Below are 15477 nucleotides of genomic sequence, written 5' to 3'. Positions count from 1 at the left end.
CCGTTCACTCGAGTGACTTCGTCACCATACACATGGTGATAACCGTCTAGCCAGGGGTGCTTTGATCCACCAGAACCGCGCCGTCGGGCTGGTTCCCCAGTGTCTGCAGCGCGATGTCCTCGCCCTGGGCCGTGAGGCGAACGATCTGGGCCAGTTGGGCGGGCGCGTCGCATTGCAGATAGTGGTCGGCGCCCGGGACGATCCAGTACCGGTTACGACCGGGCTTGTGCTTGAGGTATGTCTGCCACACATAGTTCGGGACGCGCACCGGCGCGACGTTGTCATGCAGGCCCCACACCACCGTGGTGTTGACCTCGCTCTCGGAAAGCGTTTCCAGCCAACGGGTTTCATCCGCGGCGCGTTCGTTCAGGTATTGGATGACGTCCGGCATCACCCGGACGCCGTCGTTGTGCGCGAAGCCCTTGGCCAGCGCGGCGATCTCCGGGTCGTCCGGCGTGCGCCGCGGCATGAACGTCGTCATCCCCATGCCGGCCGCCAGCGTCTCCGGGGTCGTGGCCGCCGCGGTGGGCCGCGCGGTCGCCGGATCGAGCAGCGCGGTTTGCCACACCGTGAGGTTGGCCAGCGGCAGGTAGATGTTGGCGTTGGTGAAGATGACGTCGAGCGGTTGGTGCTCGGCGCCCAGCAGGCCCAGCGCGATCATGCCGACGCTGCTGCCGCGGTCATGGGTGAGCATCCGGAAGTCCGTCAGCTTCCACTCCGCGGTGATCGCGTGGACCAGCAGGCGGGCATCGTCGTAGAGCGAATAGACGTAGGGCGCGGTTGGCTTGTCGGACAGCCCGTGGCCGGGAAAGTCGAGCAGGAAGATGTCGAACTCGGCTTCGAGTTCCCGCGTCAGCGCGTAGTAGTCGACGCTCGACGTCGGAAAGCCGTGCACCAACACCAGAGCGGGGGCGCCGGGTGTGCCGCAGCGGCGGCTGAACACGGTGATTTCCCGGCCGTCGTTGGCCGGGGTCGTCGAGCGCCACCGCAGTTGGGTGCCGCCGCTTTGCCACTCCGCGAAGATGTCCATGCCTACATCCAAGCTTCCCAACTGATCATGCTCCGCAGCGGTCCAGCGAAGGCCGGTCGCACCGCGCCGGATCGCCACCGCTCTTCGACGAGCGGCGCCAGGGTGTCGGTGGTGGCCAGCGGGTCCTCGTCGAGGTAGACGACGGTGATGTAGTGCGGCTCGGTGCGCCATCCCTGTTGGGCGCGCCACGCCCCGGTCGATCCGAATGTCCACGCGCCGGCCGTGCCCGGGGTGGCCAGCAGCGCGGGATAGTGTTCGGCGTGCAGCCATTGCAGCCATTGGCTGGGGCGGCCGCCGTCGGCCTCCTCGACGATCAGCAGGACGCCACGATGCGGCCGGAAGGGCACCACCTCGGCCGAGATCAGCGCGCGCGGGGATGATTGCCAGTCCAGCAGCCGCAGGCCGGAAATCTGCAGCGACGGTCGGGTGACCGGGAAGCGGCCCTGCTCTCGCAACGTGCGGCCGAGCGTGACGAAGTCATCGAAGGTTTGTTCCACGGGATCGCCGACGAGGTAGTGCACGACGTTGCCGAGCTGTTCCAGCGGTCCGCGCGCCGCCAGGCGCCGCTGGGCGTAGTCGCCGTCGGCGATCCAGCGCAACCCGTACACGATGCCGGGCAGTTGGTATTGCTCCGGCATGTGATCGAGCAGATGCCACCGCAGATAGCTGCGGTCCTGCTCGGACGGGTCGGAGGGCGGCGTCAGGCTGAAAAAGCCTGCCTTGACACGGTTCACTACGGAGCACCGATCACGAAGCAACGGCCGCCGCTGGTGTTCAGCAACACCTCTTGAACGGCGGATGCATCGATGGTCGCGAATTCGAAGCGATGCGTCTGTTGCCCGGCGTCGATGCTGGCGTCCTGAGAGTCGTTGGTGCCGTCCTTCTTACGCACCACAGCCGTGATTTTGTCGGGCTTGCCCATGTTCTGCGGCTCGTGAAAGTACCACACCTCGATCCCCGGGCCACCGGAATTCGCGCGCCAGCCATCGGCGTAGTAACACGCCGGATTCCCTTCGGCGTCCGGCGGCGGCGTCGGACAGATGGACAATCCGACGCACTCTGACGTGCTGGTGGGCGCGGCTTGCGACGCGACTGTGGTGGTGTTTGTGGGTGCTTTCGTCGTGCTGGAAACAGTGGCTTGTGGCGGCTGCTTGGACGCGCACCCCGCGGCGGCCACGCATGCCGCCGCGATGACGACAATGGATCTAATCGCCTTCGACATGGGTGCCGATCTTAGCCGCGGATGGTTCGGAAATCGGCGGTATGGTGATGCGCGGTGAAGTGACCGTGAATTCGAGCGAACCGCGCATCTTGGTGTTGGCGGCCTTTCCGGCCGAATGCGATGCGGTGTTGTCTCACACCACGCTGGACCCGGACCCGGTGGTTGTCTGCGGCCGTAGGTATTTCTACCTGGGGGCGATCGGCGGCCGGAAGGTGATCGTCGCGATGACCGGGATCGGTCTGGTGAACGCGGCCAATGCCACCGAGGCCGCGTTCGCCCGGTTCAATTGCATCGGCGCAGTGGTGTTTTCGGGCGTTGCCGGTGGTGGTTCGCGGCCCATGATCGGGGACGTCGCGATACCGGCGCAATGGACCCTGGACGGCGGGACGACGTTTCGTCCCGTCGACGCGGGCATGCTCGAGACGGCTCAAACGCTTTCTGTCGCACTGGATAACACCAAGTTGCGGCGCCAACCGCGACTGGTCGTCGGAGGAGACGGCGCCAGCAGCGACAACAACAACGGCACCGCGTTCCCGGCCATCCCGTTCGGGGGAAGCGTATTTGGCTGCCGGCCGCGCAGGGCACCGAACCGGTCTCCGTTCTATACCGGAAACTTCGTCGAGGCGATAGGGCCCTGGCTGGCCAGGGGGCTGATCGGCAATGTGCGTCTTGCACAGCAGAATCCGGCGTTTGACGCCATGGACATGGAAACCGCGGCCGCCCAGGCCGTCGCCGATGCGCACGGCGTGCCGTTCCTCGGCATCCGTGGCATCTCGGACGGACAAGGCGATCCGCTACACCTGCCGGGTTTTCCGATTACGTTCTTTTACTACAAGCGGATAGCGGCGGACAACGCCGCTCGCACGGTGGCGAAGTTCTTGCGAAACTGGCACTGACTCGGCGCCCCGGCGGTCCCATGCGTCACTTCTATCACCGGGGGGACGGTATGTGTCTGTTGTCCACCTCACAGCGACAATCGGATGTCGCGGGCTGTTGCGAATTGTCCGCACACCGAAAGCCCTGAGTTCACACGCAAATGTTCCGACGCCTTGTCGGCTTCCCTCGGCCCGCCTTTATGGGCGGGCGAGGGATTTGAGTGTGCGCGTAGGGATTTCAGTGTGCGCGTATGGCGGCGAACCTCGGCGTGTCGCCGCCATAGGCGCACACTCATTGCAAGGGCTATCCTCGCTCAACCGGGCGATCGGGATCCGAACACCACTCTGACCACGAACCCGGAAAGAGTGCCGCGTCGCGGCCCAGGGCGGCGAGCGCCGCGACGACCACCGTCGCGCTGACGCCGGAGCCGCAGTAGGCGCCCACGGCGGGGCCATGGCCGTCGAACAACCGCGCCAGCGCGGCGTTTTCGAGAAAGGTGCCGTCGTCGGCCAACACCGCCGTGCTGGGCAGGTTCTTGGCGCCGGGGATGTGTCCGGCAACCGGGTCGACGGGTTCGACGTCGCCGCGGAAGCGTTCGGGCGCACGCGCGTCGAGCAGCGTCACGGTTCCGGACTGCTCGGCCGTCAGCGTCGGCCGGCCGCCGGCATACAAATCATCATGGGACACAGTCACATTCCCCGGCTCCGCGACCACCGGACCCTCCTCAATGTCCCCGCCGAACGACCGCCACGCGGACAGGCCGCCGTCCAGGATAAGGACATCGTCCAGCCCGGCGGCGGTGAGCACCCACCACGCGCGCGCCGAGCCGGCGCGATTCCAGTCGTCGTAGGCGACCACCACGCTGTCCTGCCGAATGCCCCATCGCCGTGCGGCCTCCTGCAGGGCGCGCCCCGACGGCAGTGGGTGGCGACCCCGGCCGGTGATCGTGTGGTCGCTGAGTTCGTCCTCGAGTGACACGTGCACCGCGCCAGGAACGTGGCCCCGCAAGTAGGCCGCACGCCCGTCGGGTTCGTCGAGCCGCCATCGCACATCCAAAACGGTGATCGGGTCGCCGCCCTGCAAAAGACCGGCCAGCTCCGCGGCGCTGATCAGCACCCGTGCGCGTGAATCCACGCAACCGAGCCTAACCGCGACTTACGATCCTGGACCATGGGCAGCAGGTATCGACGGCCGAGATCCTCAGCTCGCCGAATCTTCTTGTCCCCGCGGGCTGACGGCGCTACGCCAACGTGGTGAGCATGCCCGCGCCCGCCTGGCGCCAGGTGAACATCTCGGCGCGGCGGCGGGCACAGAACCGCCGGTCGTATTCGGGCCGGCTGATGATCGTGCCGACCGCCCGGGCGATGGCCTCCGGGTCGTTGTCGGCCAAGGCGCCGCTGTCCGGGGTGACGATCTCGCCCAGCGCGGACGTGCGCGACACCACGGCCGGCGTTCCGCAGGCCAACGATTCCAGCGCGGCCAGCCCGAACGTCTCGTGCGGTCCCGGCGCCAGCGTGACGTCGGCGGAGGCCAATAGCCCGGCGACGGTGTGCCGGTCGGCGATGAAGCCGGTGAAGTCGACCGGCAACCGGGCGGCCTGGCGTTGCAGCCTGGCCCGCAGCGGCCCCTCGCCGGCGACGACCAGGCGGGCGTCGACGCCGAGGTCGCACAGCGCGGCCAGCGCGTCGATGCTGCGGTCGGCGCGCTTTTCGACCGATAGCCGGCCGCAGTGCACCAGCAGAAGCTGTGCGGGTGTGGCCCATTGGCGCCGCACCGCGGGAGAGTGGCGACGGGGATGGAAGGTTTGCAGGTCCACGCCGAGCGGAACGGTGACGACATTGGTGGCGCCGATCCGGTCGAATTCTTCGCGCGCGAATCCGGTGGTGCAGACCACGGTGTCATATTCTGCGGCCGTGCGCGCGTTAGCGAAGTCGGCGAGGCTCCGCGCCGTGCGCGGCGGAAGCACTTGGCCCGCAAGGCGATCCAGGCGTTCGTGCGAAATCATCACCGTCCGTGCGCCGTGTTCGCGGCCCCAACGGCCCAGCGACCTCAGGGTGAGCCGGTCCGAGACCTCCAGCGCATCGGGTTGCAGCGCGGCCAAGAGCGCGCGCACCGGTGCCGGCATCACCGCGCGGTAGCCACCGGTGAACGGAATCAGTCTGGCGGGCAGGGTGATCCGCACGACACCGGTGGGCAGGCGGCGACGGTCGGCGTGTGAACCCGGGACGATGAGAAAGACTTCGTGGCCGGCCGCGCAGTACTCGGCGCCGAGCCGGTCGACCGCGGTGCGTAGGCCGCCGGAGCGCGGGCCATAGAAATTGGCGACCTGAACAACACGCATAAGGTGAGAACATCCGGCGCTTGTGGACGGTCAACGATATGACGCCGACGATTGCCTGAATTGTCTATGAACTCCCCACATCACTGTGGGTTGTCGGAAGAGTTGAGCAACTGCACTTCGATCAAGTCGAGCTCGTTCTGCAACTCGCGCAGCACGATGTCGTCGATGCGGTTTTGGTTTCGAAGCGTCGTGACGGCCCGCCGTTGATGCGCCAGCACGCCAAGGCGCACCTGTCGCACCAATTCGTTGCGCTCGACCAGATCGTGCGCCTTCGGATCGTCGTCGTTGGCCATCACCACCGCGGCGTGCTCTTGGTATTCCTTTTGCAGACGACCCAGCAGCGTCGGGCCGACGCCGAGTTCGCCGGCCACCACCGGTAGCGCCTCCAGCGCGGCTTCGGCGCCGATGCTGCGGGCCAGTTGCAGTTCGTTGCAGCGCGCCACGTCCTCCGGCATGTTGGCCCAGCGCACGACCGCGGGCAGCGAGATCCCTTGCACGATCACGGTCACCAGAATGACGACGACCACGACGAAGATGAGCAGGCTGCGCTCCGGAAAAGGCGCGCCGCTGAGCGTGGTCAACGGCACGGCCAGCGCGGCGGCCAGCGACACCGCGCCGCGGAATCCGGCCCAGCTGGTGACGCAGCGCTGACGAAAGTTCACGGCCCGGCTGGGCCGCCCCATGCTGCGGTCCACCGCGCGACCCAACACGGTGCTGAATTCCACCCAGACGAATCGGGTCACGACGGTGACGGCGGTGACGGCCAGCGCCAGGTGGACCGCGTGGCGAATGCCGCCGTCGATGTGGTTGACGCCGTGCAGCGCGCCCGGGATCTGTGTCCCGACGAACACCCACAGCGCGCCGTTGATCATGAAGGTCGAGATGTCCCAGAACCCGAAGGTCAGCAGCCGGGAGCGAGCCCCGATCACCACCGGCCCGAAGTAGGCCAGCATGAGCGCCGAAACCATGACCGCGACCACCCCGCTGCAATCGAAGGCCTGGGCCAACAGGAACGCCGCGAACGGTGTGAGCAGGCTCATCGCGCCTTCCTCGAGCGGCGCGTCGATGCCGCGGCGCAAGAGGCTCACCGCACCCCCGACCAGCAGCCCGGCGGCGATGCCACCGAGGTAGGAGACGACGAACCGGACGGTCAAGTCGGCCGGGCCGACCTCGGCCCCACCGACGGCGACGTGGACCGTGACGGCGAACAAAACCAGCGCGGTGCCGTCGTTGATGATGCTCTCGCCGCGCAGCACGGTCAGCGCCCGGCGCGGCAGTTTTTTCGCCAGGCCGGCCACGGCGGCGGCGTCGGTGGGGGACAGCACGGCGCCGAGGACGGCCGCCGCGTGCGATTCCATCCCCATCGCGCGCGCGGTCCACGAGATCGCGACCGCGGTCACGATCACCAGGGCGATGGCGGACATGAAGATGACGCGCAGGTTCTTGCGGATCTCGCGGAAGCTGGTGTTCAGGCTCTCCCAGTACAGGATTGCCGGCAGGAACAGCAGCAGCACGATCTCCCCGTTGATCCGCAGATTGCCGAAGACCGGGATCAGGCCCAGCAGCGAGCCGAGCAGGATGAGCAGAACCGGGGGACCCACGCGATAGCGCCGGCCCAGGACCGTACCCAAGACGACGGTGCTGACCAGCGCAACGATGACCTCAAGCCCAAACACCAGCCCATAGTGCCGTACGGGCGGCCGTTATGAGCAGTCGCAGCAGCAGTCGTCGCAGTCGCAGCAGCAATCGCAGTCACAGCAGCCATCACAGCCATCGCAGCAGCAGACGGAGCTCGAGCTGGCGCCGCGTCGCCGCCCCTGCGTGGCCGGATCCGCGCCCTCGTCCTGCGGGACGTCGGCGCCGGGCCCGAAGTTGATCGGCTCCTGCTGGCCGTGTGGGGTTCCGCTGTGTGCAAAGGTGCGCGACACCGCGCGCCGCAGCTCGCGGGTCAGCAGCCGCTGCGGCAGCCGGCCGTCGGTGAATTCCACGTCGGCCAAGGCCAATTCGATGCCCAGCACCGCATCGTCGCACAGCGTGCGGACCTCGGCGACGGGAGTTCCGGTGGCGGCCAACGGGTTCCACTTGCCGCGCGCCACGTCGTCGCGGTAGTCCTCGACGGCGTCGAGCAGGTGCGCGACCCGCCCGAACAGCCGACCGACCTCACGCAGCGGCTCCGAGTTGGCGGGGCGACCGGCCAGCACGGCGGTGTGCGCGAACGCCTCGGCCACCGCCGTCTCGGTGGGCTCGGTCACCGCCAGCAGCGAGCTGCCCGGGCCCGCCGCGGCCTCGAGGTCGGCCTGCCGATCCATCGCGGCCACCAGGACCCCGGTGTCGAAGCCCAGGGTGTGGCCGGCGTCGGTGCCCTGGTGCAGCCACCGCTCGGCGATGCGACGGGCGGCCGGGCGCACGCCGGGTGCTCCGATCAGGCCGTCGCGGTCGTCGACGTGATCGCGCACCCGCGCCGCGGCCAGCGCCAGCGACACCACCGCGGCCAGCCGCACACACTCGCCGGTGGCCACGTCGGCGCGCCGCATGCCCCGCAGCGGACACGGCCCGGCGGTGCGGCGGGTGGGTTGGGCGGTCTGCTGGGCTTCGACGAGCACCGAGACGACGAGCCCGTCGTAGTTGGTGGCGATGCGCGCGCTTTGCCCGTAGTCGTCGCGCAGCGCCAGGCACAGCCCGCACAACTGGGCCCTCCACGCGGCCGCGAGCTCGCCGCCGAGCCGATGACGGCAGGGCCGAATGATGCCAAACATGCCGGAGAAGTTACCGCACCAGCAACGCCCACGGGGGCGGAAACGCCGGGATTTAGACCGCTCCAGCGAACCAGGCGCTGGTCACCGCGCGGGTCTGCGGCGGGCTCGCGGTCTGTGCGCCGAGTTGGCCGACCTTCACCGTCCACACCGCCGCCGAGCGGTCGATGCACGTCCCGGCGCCCTGGCTGGGCAGCCACAGCACCGCGACGTCGCCGCAGTCGTAGACGCCGATGTAGCCGTCGGCGCGCCCGCCCCAGGCGCCGCCATTGCGGAACAGGCAGCGCGCGCCGCCGTCGAGCAGCAGCGCGAACGGGTCGGGTGAGGCGGTGGGGTGGACGGGCGGGAGCGCGCCGCCGTAGGTCACCCGGTGCAGCCGCTTGTCCCACGGATTGTCAACGCACAGTAGCGATCCCGGGGTCGACGGCCAGCAGGTGCCCGCGCCGGCCGCGGTGGGGGAGCAATAGTAGACGTTGTCCGCGATCGCCGAGGGCGAGGGCGTGGTGCAGTCGTCGACCGTGGTGACGTTGCTTCTCGACGGCGCCTCGACGTAGCCGTTGATCGGCTGGCCGCCGGGCCCCACGGCGACCGTGGTGATTCTGCTGGGTGGGCGGCGGATCGGCACGCGCCGGTGCGGCCGATGAAACGGCCGTCATCGCGATCAGGGCGGCGACAAGTCGGGCCAGCATGCCCACTGCGCCAGGGTATGCGACGGCCAACGGCTTCGGCTACGGTCTGGCTTGTGTTCGGCTTCCTCCGCATCTGGTCGCAGTTGGGCAATCTGCCCGCAGAGCTTCACGAACAACTCGAGGCCGAAGGGGCCATCTTCGAGGCGGGCCGTGTCGGCGTGAATCGCCACTTCAGCGGGCATGTCCCGGGGGTGTTTTCGGCCTCGGGTGTGTCCCGCTACGTGGGTGGCATCGGTTTCAGCGCCGCCCGGATCGTCGCGACGTTTCCCACCCGCGGTGACGCGAATCTGCGGTCCATCGACTGCCACTGGGACATCGATCACGGGCCGGGGCGGGCGACGATCACCGAGAAAGGCCTCGTGATCGACATCGACCTGCATGCCGTCGATAGCGCCTTCAGCGGCAGCATGAAACTCAACTACAAGAAAAAGATCCCCGACGACGTGCTCGGCCAGCTACCCACCACCACGCTGCGCTTTCCGGTGACCCCGAACTTCGTCTACCGCGCCGCGGGGGTGCGCCCCAAGACATAAACACTTGGTAAACGGCGGCTGAATGGGTATCCGCGTGCCGTGGGGTGGTTCGCATGACGGGTATCGAAGCCGACGCAGCCCTGGTGGGGGACCGGGTCGGCAGTTTCAGGTTCTCGGTCGACGGTGAACGCTGGGAATGGTCGGACGAGGTCGCGCGGATGCACGGCTACGAACCGGGATCCGTCGTGCCGACCACCGAGCTGGTGCTGGCGCACAAGCACGCCGACGATAAGCCGGCCGTTACCGCGTTAGTCGACAACATGATTCGTCACGGGCAGCCGTTCAGCAGCCGTCATCGCATCATCGACACGCAGGGCCGGGTCCGCGTCGTTGTCGTGGTGGGTAGTCGCCGTTTCGACGAAGCGGGCGAGGTGATCGGCACTTCCGGGTTCTATATCGACATCACCGATTCCGACGAGAACGACGTGCGACATCGGGTCGGGCAGGCCGCGAAAAGCATTGCCGCCGACCGCGCCGTCATCGAACGTGCCCGCGGCATTTTGATGTACGTCTATCAGTTCTCCGCCGCAGATGCGTTGAGCGCGTTGAAATGGCGCTCGCAGGAGACCGGGCTGAGCCTGCGCGAATTCTGCGAGCGGTTTGCGCGCGAGGTGGTGGCGGCCAACATGATTCCCGACCACGTGCGCAGGGAGGTCGACCGCGTGCTGCTGGGTGTGCACGGCCCGTAGACTGTGCCGGCGTGGCTGATGTTCGGCTGGACGCGCTGGAGCGCCGCGAGCTGTGCGATCTGTTGCTTCGGCTCGGTCCGTCGGCTCCCACCCTGCTCGACGGCTGGACCGCTCACGATCTGGCCGCGCATCTGGTGCAGCGAGAACACGATCCGGTCGCCGGGCCATGCCTCGTTCTGCCCGGGCCCTTCGCGCGGTTCGCCGAGCGGCGCAGGGCGGGATTGGCGTGGCGGACGGACTTTGCGCGGCTCGTCGAGGAGATTCGGTCCGGGCCGCCGATCGGATTCTTCCGCCTCGAGTGGGTGCGCGCGATGGCGAATCTCAACGAGTTCTTCGTGCACCACGAGGACGTTCGACGAGCGAATGGCCAAGGGCCGCGCAGTCTTACGGTGGCGATGGATGCCGCGTTGTGGCGAAACGTGCGGCGCGGCGGGCGGTTTCTGAGCCGGCGGTTGCGCGCTTGCGGGCTTGAGCTGGAATGGGCGGGCACCAGCGAGCGCGTGAGGGTTCGGCCAGGTGAGCCGGTGGCTCGGCTCAGCGGGTCGCCGGGTGAAGTTTTGTTGTATCTCTTTGGGCGCCAATCCGCGGCGGTAGTCTCGCTGAACGGGCCACCGGAGGCGGTGGTGGCGGTGCAGCGTACGCATTTCGGGATGTGAGAGTCACATTCGCCACACCTGTCACTGGCGGGGAAGCGATGTGCTTTTTGTCCACCTCTGAGCGACAAATCGAATGTCGCGGGCTGTTGCGGGTCGTCCGCCGTCCTTGCAACCGAAAGCCCTGAGTTCACACTCAATCTTCCGACGCCCTGCGCGCACACTGCGAAACCGCAATTGTCGCTCAGAGGTGGACAAAAATCACTATGCCCGGCTTCTTGTTACGGAAGTGACTCCGCCGCGAAGACGACATCGGGGTTCAAAATGCCCGCCGGGTCGAAGCTCTGCTTGATCCGGCGCATCAGGGCGACCTTGGCGGGATCCTCGAGCTCGACAAAATACGGGGTCTTCGCGCGGCCCAGGCCGTGTTCGCCGGAGATGGCACCGCCCAATTCCATTGCCAGCGCCAAGATATCGGTGATCAGCCGGTGCCTCGCCGAGGGATCCTTGCACAGGATCGCCAGGTGAACGTTGCCGTCACCGGCATGCCCGCAGCCGACCGCGGCGCCGCCGGCGGCCGCCGCCAGACCGCGTGCGGTGGAGATGAACTTGGGCATCGAGCCGCGCGGCACCACGGTGTCGATAAGGTCATCGGCACCAACGGCTTTCAGCGTCCAAAACGCTTTCTCCCGCGCCTCGATCAGCTTGCGCGCCGACGCCCCTTCAAGCACGTAGGCGTCGACGGCACCCAGTTCGGCCAGCAGCTCACCGGTCTTCTCGACATCCTCGTCGAGCCGGTCTGCGGTGCGGTTCTCAAGGGCCACAACAAGATACGCCTCGCAGCTGTCGCGGATCTGGTCCGGAATTCCCAACTCCAGGTTCTGGGTGTGGATGAGCGCGGCCATCGTCATGTTGTCGATGTACTCGAGGATGTAGGGCGTGAGCCCGGTGGCCAGGACGCGGGGCACCGCCTCCATGACCTGATCGAAGTCGGCGAACGGCGCCAGCACGGTGGCGCTGTGGTCCAGCCGCGGATGCAGCTTGACGATCACCTCGGTGGCCAGGGCCAGCGTGCCCTCGGAGCCGACGATCAGCTGGGTGAGGTCGTAGCCGGTGGACACCTTGGCGATCTTGCCGCCGGTGCGGATGATCTCACCGGTCGGCAGCACCGCCTGCAGTCCGAGCACGTTGTGCCGGGCCACGCCGTATTTGACCGCGCGCATCCCGCCGGCGTTGGTGCCGACGTTGCCGCCGACGCTGGAGGACAGCTCGCCGGGGTGGACCATGTACCGCAGGCCGGTGTCGGCGGTGGCGTCGTCGAGTTCGGTCAACGTGACGCCGGGCTGGACGACGGCGACCTGGTTGGTGGTGTCGACCTCCAGGACCGCGTTCATCCGCTCAAACGAGATCAGCAGCCCGTCCGCCCGGGGACGCGCCGCGCCCGACAGGCCGCTTCCCGAACCCCGGGCGGTGACCGGCACTCCATGTGCGGAGGCCGCCATCAACAGCCGCGAAACCTCTTCTGCGCTAGCCGGCTTGGCGACATACGCCGGCCGCTGCGGCGGGTGCGTCAGCTCCTCGTCGTGCCCGTAGTCCTCGGGGATCGTGTCGCCGGTCAGCAGATAAGCGCTCCCGACGATTTCGGCGAACCGCGCCGCCATGTCGCTCATCGACTCACTGTATCCCCGGGTCACGCGCGCAACTAGACTTGCACTTTGGCGCTACTGGCGCCAAAATGGCGCTATGCCTAGCGTGCAGATCAAAGACGTACCCGATGACACCCACCGTGTCCTACGGGAGCGGGCCGCGCGCGCGCATCAGTCCCTGCAGGAATACCTTCGCAGCCGGCTGATCGCCGACGCGAACCAACCAACTCTGGATGAAGTCTTCGACCGCGTCGCGGCGCGCCGCGGGGGCCGGGTGCCGTTTTCGGCCGCCGTCGATCAGGTTCGCGCAGACCGTGATCGTCGTTGACGCGAGCGTGCTGGCCGTTGCGCTGGGCGATGATGGGACAGACGGGCAGCAGGCCCGCGAACGTCTAGCGGACGACACCTTGGCCGCTCCCGAACTCATCGACCTTGAGGTGGTCTCGGTGTGGCGCCGACAGGTCGCTGCAAAACAAATGCCCGCCCGCAGGGCCGAAAGCGCGATTGCAGACCTGGCGGTTTTGCCGTTGAGCCGGTCCTCGCACCAACCAATGCTGCACCGCATATGGGAACTGCGGCATGCCATCACGCCATACGACGCGGCCTACGTCGCACTGGCCGAGGCCCTGGACGTTGTGCTGGTCACCGCTGATATGCGCCTGTCGCGGGCTGCAGGCGTTCGTTGCGAGATCGAGGCCTTGAGAACACATCGCTGAGGGCGTGGATGGTCCCCGGCGAACTCGCCATCTTCGGCCTCGACGAGCTCGACCGCGCGAAGGTTGGGCCGCCAGCTAAGGGGCCTCGACGCCGTCACGAGGATGGCGGGCGGGGCGGCTGCCGATCTCCAGACCCGCGATCGTGCTGGTTCCGTCGAACACCACTCGGCCGAATCTGCGCACGCTGCAATGCAGTCGGCCCGCAAGGTGCTCGAAATCGGTGTGGATGTTGCGCCGCTCGGCTGGCAGCGGCACCGGCAAGACGTGCGGGTTGACGTTGGTGCCGTCGCCGTCCAGGTCGATCTGGTAGCGCGGCGTGCGGGCGTGCACGGTCCAGCGTCCGTCGCTGAGCTGTGCTCGCACCCGCGCCGGCGGCGTCACCCGGATCACGCGGTCGTCGAGTCGCACCACCACGCCGGTGACCTCCTGGCGCAGCGGGCCGAGCTCAAGGAGGCCACCGGAGAACGCGACCGAGACGTCAGCGTCGTCGAAGTCGTGCGCCTGGCCCCACCACCAGCGTTCGGGAAACCCTGCGCCCCAGTTCCTTTCGGCGTAGAGCCGAGCGTCGTCGAACGTCCACACCGTTCCGTCGAATTCGACTGTGCCGCTGGCCTTTCCGCCCAGCCGGTAGGGATGCCAGTACTGGTTGAGGAACGGGACCGAGGACGCAATGCCACCACCGCCCAGGATCTTGGGCCAGGCGAACGGATCGGTGAAACGCAGGTTCACGGCGACGTCTTCGAGTTCGATGTGCAGGCCATCGGGGCTCGCGGCAATGCGCCCGCTCGAATCGATTCCGGCGTCGACGGTGAAGTGCGACAGCCTGGTTTCGGCATAGTCGAGGGCCGCGGAGTGCACGATACCGCCGGGGTGAACCGCGACCGCGACCGTCGCCCAGCTGCCGTCGGGGTGTTGGTTGACGCTGCACAGCGCGACGACGACCCGGCCCGTGGCGGTGTCGGTGAGGCGCCAGAACCAGCCCTCCATTTCGCGCCCATGTGACGGCACCGGGTCGCCGAAGGGGATATCGGCGCCGGTGCGCCGGTAGGCATGGACCAGCGGTCTGGCGGCCCCCTCGGCCATCCATCGCACGTAGGCGGCGGTCATAGGTGGTGCGCCTGGTAGATCTCGGCCAGGAATTGCTCGACGGCGACCGCGGTGTGCGCGGCGCGCGCCGAGCCGAAGATGTCGAAAGCGTGTTGGGTGAACGGCAATTCGGCATACACGACGGGCTGGCGGCTGATTTCGCGTAGTCGCCCCACGAAGCTGCGGGCCTGCTCGATGGGAACCAGGGAATCATTGGTGCCGTGCAGCACGAAGAACGGGGGAGCGTCAGCCGAGACGTGATTGATCGGTGAGGCGGCGAGGAACGGCTGCGGGTTGGTCGAGGGGCGTTGCTTGACAATCGATTTCACCAGCAGCCCGGGCATCATGGGGTGCATGTCGTCGAAGCGGGTGAAGTCGTAGACGCCGTAGAAGGGCACCGCGGCCTGTACCCGGGTGTCGGCGTCCTCGAACCCCGGCTGGAACTGCGGGTCATTGGGCGTCAGCGCCGCCAGCGAGGACAGATGACCGCCGGCCGAACCGCCGGTGATGGCGATGAAGTCGGGGTCGCCGCCGTACTCGGCGATGTGCTGTTTGACCCAGGCGAGGGCGCGCTTGACGTCGACGATGTGGTCGGGCCAGGTGTTGCGCGGGCTGTGCCGGTAATTGATCGCGACGCAGATCCAGCCCAGCTCGGCGAGGTGGCTCATCAGCGGATGGGCTTGTCCGCGTTTATTTCCCGTCGTCCACGCACCACCCGGAATCTGGAACAGCACCGGCGCCTTTCCGGCGCGATCCAGGTCGGGTCGTCGCCAGATGTCCAGGCGGTTGGCGCTGCCGTATTCGCCGTAGCTGATGTTCGAGTCGTGGGCGTAGTCGCGATAGACCCGCAACATCCGCAGCACTCCCGGCGTCTTGGCGGTGCCGGCGCCGTCCGGGCGGCGCCACAGGCCCGCGGAGTCGGTGCGCCGCGCGGCGCCCAGTCCGGTGTCCAACGCCGTCGTCAGCGGCACGTTAGCGCGATGGCCGGCGCGGCTGAAGTTGAGCAACCCCAGCGCCGATACGCCGGCCACCAGCCAGGCGATCGTGCGCACCGGCCGGGTCAGTTGCCGGGCCGTCAACGCCAGCCCGCCGAGCTGACTCGCCAGCGTCTGCAGCGGCAACTCGGTGACCACCAGGCCGAACATCCACGAGTAAATGGATAGCCGGGACTTGTTCACCACCGGCCGATACGCGTTGAGCGTGGAGGCGGCGGTCACGGCCGTGACCAGCAACGACCCGATCTGCCGGAGGATATGGACGAATCGAGAGCTCCCCATCGCGACCAGCTTACGATGCGCCCCTC

17 protein-coding genes are annotated in these 15477 nt (G+C 67.7%); 6 read left to right on the top strand and 11 right to left on the bottom strand.

Features of this window, described 5'->3' with window-relative positions:
* Positions 1-46: 46 nt before the first annotated feature.
* From G6N66_RS16725 to G6N66_RS16715, 3 genes are read right to left on the bottom strand one after another with little or no spacing between them, the layout of a single operon-like run.
* The gene (locus tag G6N66_RS16725) at positions 47-1030 is read right to left on the bottom strand and encodes an alpha/beta fold hydrolase (RefSeq protein ID WP_085231191.1); all 984 of its coding nucleotides are present in this window, start codon (positions 1028-1030) and stop codon (positions 47-49) included.
* Positions 1031-1032: 2 nt separating this feature from the next.
* Positions 1033-1764, bottom strand: coding sequence for a hypothetical protein (locus tag G6N66_RS16720; protein ID WP_085231190.1), 732 nt, complete (start codon positions 1762-1764; stop codon positions 1033-1035).
* The gene (locus G6N66_RS16715; RefSeq protein WP_085231189.1) at positions 1764-2252 is read right to left on the bottom strand and encodes a hypothetical protein; all 489 of its coding nucleotides are present in this window, start codon (positions 2250-2252) and stop codon (positions 1764-1766) included. Before G6N66_RS16715 ends, G6N66_RS16720 begins: the two co-directional genes overlap by 1 nt.
* Positions 2253-2317: 65 nt before the next feature.
* Between G6N66_RS16715 and G6N66_RS16710 the strand changes: the two genes are divergently transcribed.
* Positions 2318-3148, top strand: coding sequence for a 5'-methylthioadenosine/S-adenosylhomocysteine nucleosidase family protein (locus tag G6N66_RS16710; RefSeq protein WP_232079336.1), 831 nt, complete (start codon positions 2318-2320; stop codon positions 3146-3148).
* 283 nt (positions 3149-3431) lie between these two features.
* Here the strand turns inward: G6N66_RS16710 and G6N66_RS16705 are convergent, their stop codons facing one another.
* The 5 genes from G6N66_RS16705 to G6N66_RS16685 form a co-directional block, all read right to left on the bottom strand.
* On the bottom strand, positions 3432-4262 hold the full coding sequence (locus tag G6N66_RS16705) for a sulfurtransferase (protein ID WP_085231188.1): 831 nt from the start codon (positions 4260-4262) through the stop codon (positions 3432-3434).
* Positions 4263-4368: 106 nt separating this feature from the next.
* On the bottom strand, positions 4369-5469 hold the full coding sequence (locus G6N66_RS16700; RefSeq protein ID WP_085231187.1) for a glycosyltransferase: 1101 nt from the start codon (positions 5467-5469) through the stop codon (positions 4369-4371).
* An 80-nt stretch (positions 5470-5549) separates the two neighbouring features.
* Positions 5550-7145, bottom strand: a complete 1596-nt coding sequence (locus G6N66_RS16695) for a Na+/H+ antiporter (protein WP_085231186.1) — start codon at positions 7143-7145, stop codon at positions 5550-5552.
* 27 nt (positions 7146-7172) lie between these two features.
* On the bottom strand, positions 7173-8225 hold the full coding sequence (locus G6N66_RS16690) for a DUF5685 family protein (protein ID WP_085231185.1): 1053 nt from the start codon (positions 8223-8225) through the stop codon (positions 7173-7175).
* 52 nt (positions 8226-8277) lie between these two features.
* Positions 8278-8847 (bottom strand): hypothetical protein, encoded by a 570-nt coding sequence (locus tag G6N66_RS16685; protein WP_232079335.1) that lies wholly within the window; start codon positions 8845-8847, stop codon positions 8278-8280.
* Positions 8848-8964: 117 nt separating this feature from the next.
* Here G6N66_RS16685 and G6N66_RS16680 point away from each other — a divergent pair, with 117 nt between their 5' ends.
* Genes G6N66_RS16680 through G6N66_RS16670 form a run of 3 tightly spaced genes read left to right on the top strand, consistent with a single transcriptional unit; the run spans position 8965 to position 10789 of the window.
* Positions 8965-9444 (top strand): hypothetical protein, encoded by a 480-nt coding sequence (locus G6N66_RS16680; RefSeq protein ID WP_085231184.1) that lies wholly within the window; start codon positions 8965-8967, stop codon positions 9442-9444.
* 53 nt (positions 9445-9497) lie between these two features.
* Positions 9498-10133, top strand: a complete 636-nt coding sequence (locus tag G6N66_RS16675) for a PAS and ANTAR domain-containing protein (protein ID WP_085231183.1) — start codon at positions 9498-9500, stop codon at positions 10131-10133.
* Between the two features lie 11 nt (positions 10134-10144).
* The gene (locus G6N66_RS16670; RefSeq protein ID WP_085231182.1) at positions 10145-10789 is read left to right on the top strand and encodes a TIGR03085 family metal-binding protein; all 645 of its coding nucleotides are present in this window, start codon (positions 10145-10147) and stop codon (positions 10787-10789) included.
* 218 nt (positions 10790-11007) lie between these two features.
* Here G6N66_RS16670 and G6N66_RS16665 read toward each other — a convergent pair whose 3' ends face one another.
* On the bottom strand, positions 11008-12396 hold the full coding sequence (locus tag G6N66_RS16665; protein WP_085231181.1) for an FAD-binding oxidoreductase: 1389 nt from the start codon (positions 12394-12396) through the stop codon (positions 11008-11010).
* A gap of 73 nt (positions 12397-12469) precedes the next feature.
* On the opposite strand from G6N66_RS16665, the gene G6N66_RS16660 reads away from it, so the two are divergent.
* On the top strand, positions 12470-12700 hold the full coding sequence (locus G6N66_RS16660) for a FitA-like ribbon-helix-helix domain-containing protein (RefSeq protein ID WP_085231180.1): 231 nt from the start codon (positions 12470-12472) through the stop codon (positions 12698-12700).
* Positions 12687-13088, top strand: coding sequence for a type II toxin-antitoxin system VapC family toxin (locus tag G6N66_RS16655; protein ID WP_085231179.1), 402 nt, complete (start codon positions 12687-12689; stop codon positions 13086-13088). The genes G6N66_RS16660 and G6N66_RS16655 overlap by 14 nt, the downstream gene beginning before the upstream one ends.
* A gap of 75 nt (positions 13089-13163) precedes the next feature.
* On the opposite strand, the gene G6N66_RS16650 is transcribed toward G6N66_RS16655, so the two are convergent.
* Both G6N66_RS16650 and G6N66_RS16645 read right to left on the bottom strand, forming a co-directional pair.
* Complete coding sequence (locus G6N66_RS16650) at positions 13164-14195, bottom strand: tocopherol cyclase family protein (RefSeq protein WP_085231178.1); 1032 nt, start codon at positions 14193-14195, stop codon at positions 13164-13166.
* Positions 14192-15451 (bottom strand): alpha/beta hydrolase, encoded by a 1260-nt coding sequence (locus G6N66_RS16645; RefSeq protein ID WP_085231177.1) that lies wholly within the window; start codon positions 15449-15451, stop codon positions 14192-14194. Before G6N66_RS16645 ends, G6N66_RS16650 begins: the two co-directional genes overlap by 4 nt.
* Positions 15452-15477 lie beyond the last annotated feature (26 nt).

It is taken from the genome of Mycobacterium conspicuum, assembly GCF_010730195.1.
In the GTDB taxonomy this organism is placed as follows: Bacteria; Actinomycetota; Actinomycetes; order Mycobacteriales; family Mycobacteriaceae; genus Mycobacterium; species Mycobacterium conspicuum.
Note: the sequence above shows the minus strand (reverse complement) of the source record. Positions and strands in the feature narration are given on the sequence as shown.

What these genes read in the sequence shown, in the direction of transcription:
- G6N66_RS16725 (WP_085231191.1), bottom strand. Translation starts at nt 1,030, where the DNA reads ATGGACATCTTCGCGGAGTGGCAAAGCGGCGGCACCCAACTGCGGTGG.
- G6N66_RS16715 (WP_085231189.1), bottom strand. Translation starts at nt 2,252, where the DNA reads ATGTCGAAGGCGATTAGATCCATTGTCGTCATCGCGGCGGCATGCGTG.
- G6N66_RS16700 (WP_085231187.1), bottom strand. Translation starts at nt 5,469, where the DNA reads ATGCGTGTTGTTCAGGTCGCCAATTTCTATGGCCCGCGCTCCGGCGGC.
- G6N66_RS16690 (WP_085231185.1), bottom strand. Translation starts at nt 8,225, where the DNA reads ATGTTTGGCATCATTCGGCCCTGCCGTCATCGGCTCGGCGGCGAGCTC.
- G6N66_RS16675 (WP_085231183.1), top strand. Translation starts at nt 9,498, where the DNA reads ATGACGGGTATCGAAGCCGACGCAGCCCTGGTGGGGGACCGGGTCGGC.
- G6N66_RS16665 (WP_085231181.1), bottom strand. Translation starts at nt 12,396, where the DNA reads ATGAGCGACATGGCGGCGCGGTTCGCCGAAATCGTCGGGAGCGCTTAT.
- G6N66_RS16660 (WP_085231180.1), top strand. Translation starts at nt 12,470, where the DNA reads ATGCCTAGCGTGCAGATCAAAGACGTACCCGATGACACCCACCGTGTC.
- G6N66_RS16650 (WP_085231178.1), bottom strand. Translation starts at nt 14,195, where the DNA reads ATGACCGCCGCCTACGTGCGATGGATGGCCGAGGGGGCCGCCAGACCG.
- G6N66_RS16645 (WP_085231177.1), bottom strand. Translation starts at nt 15,451, where the DNA reads ATGGGGAGCTCTCGATTCGTCCATATCCTCCGGCAGATCGGGTCGTTG.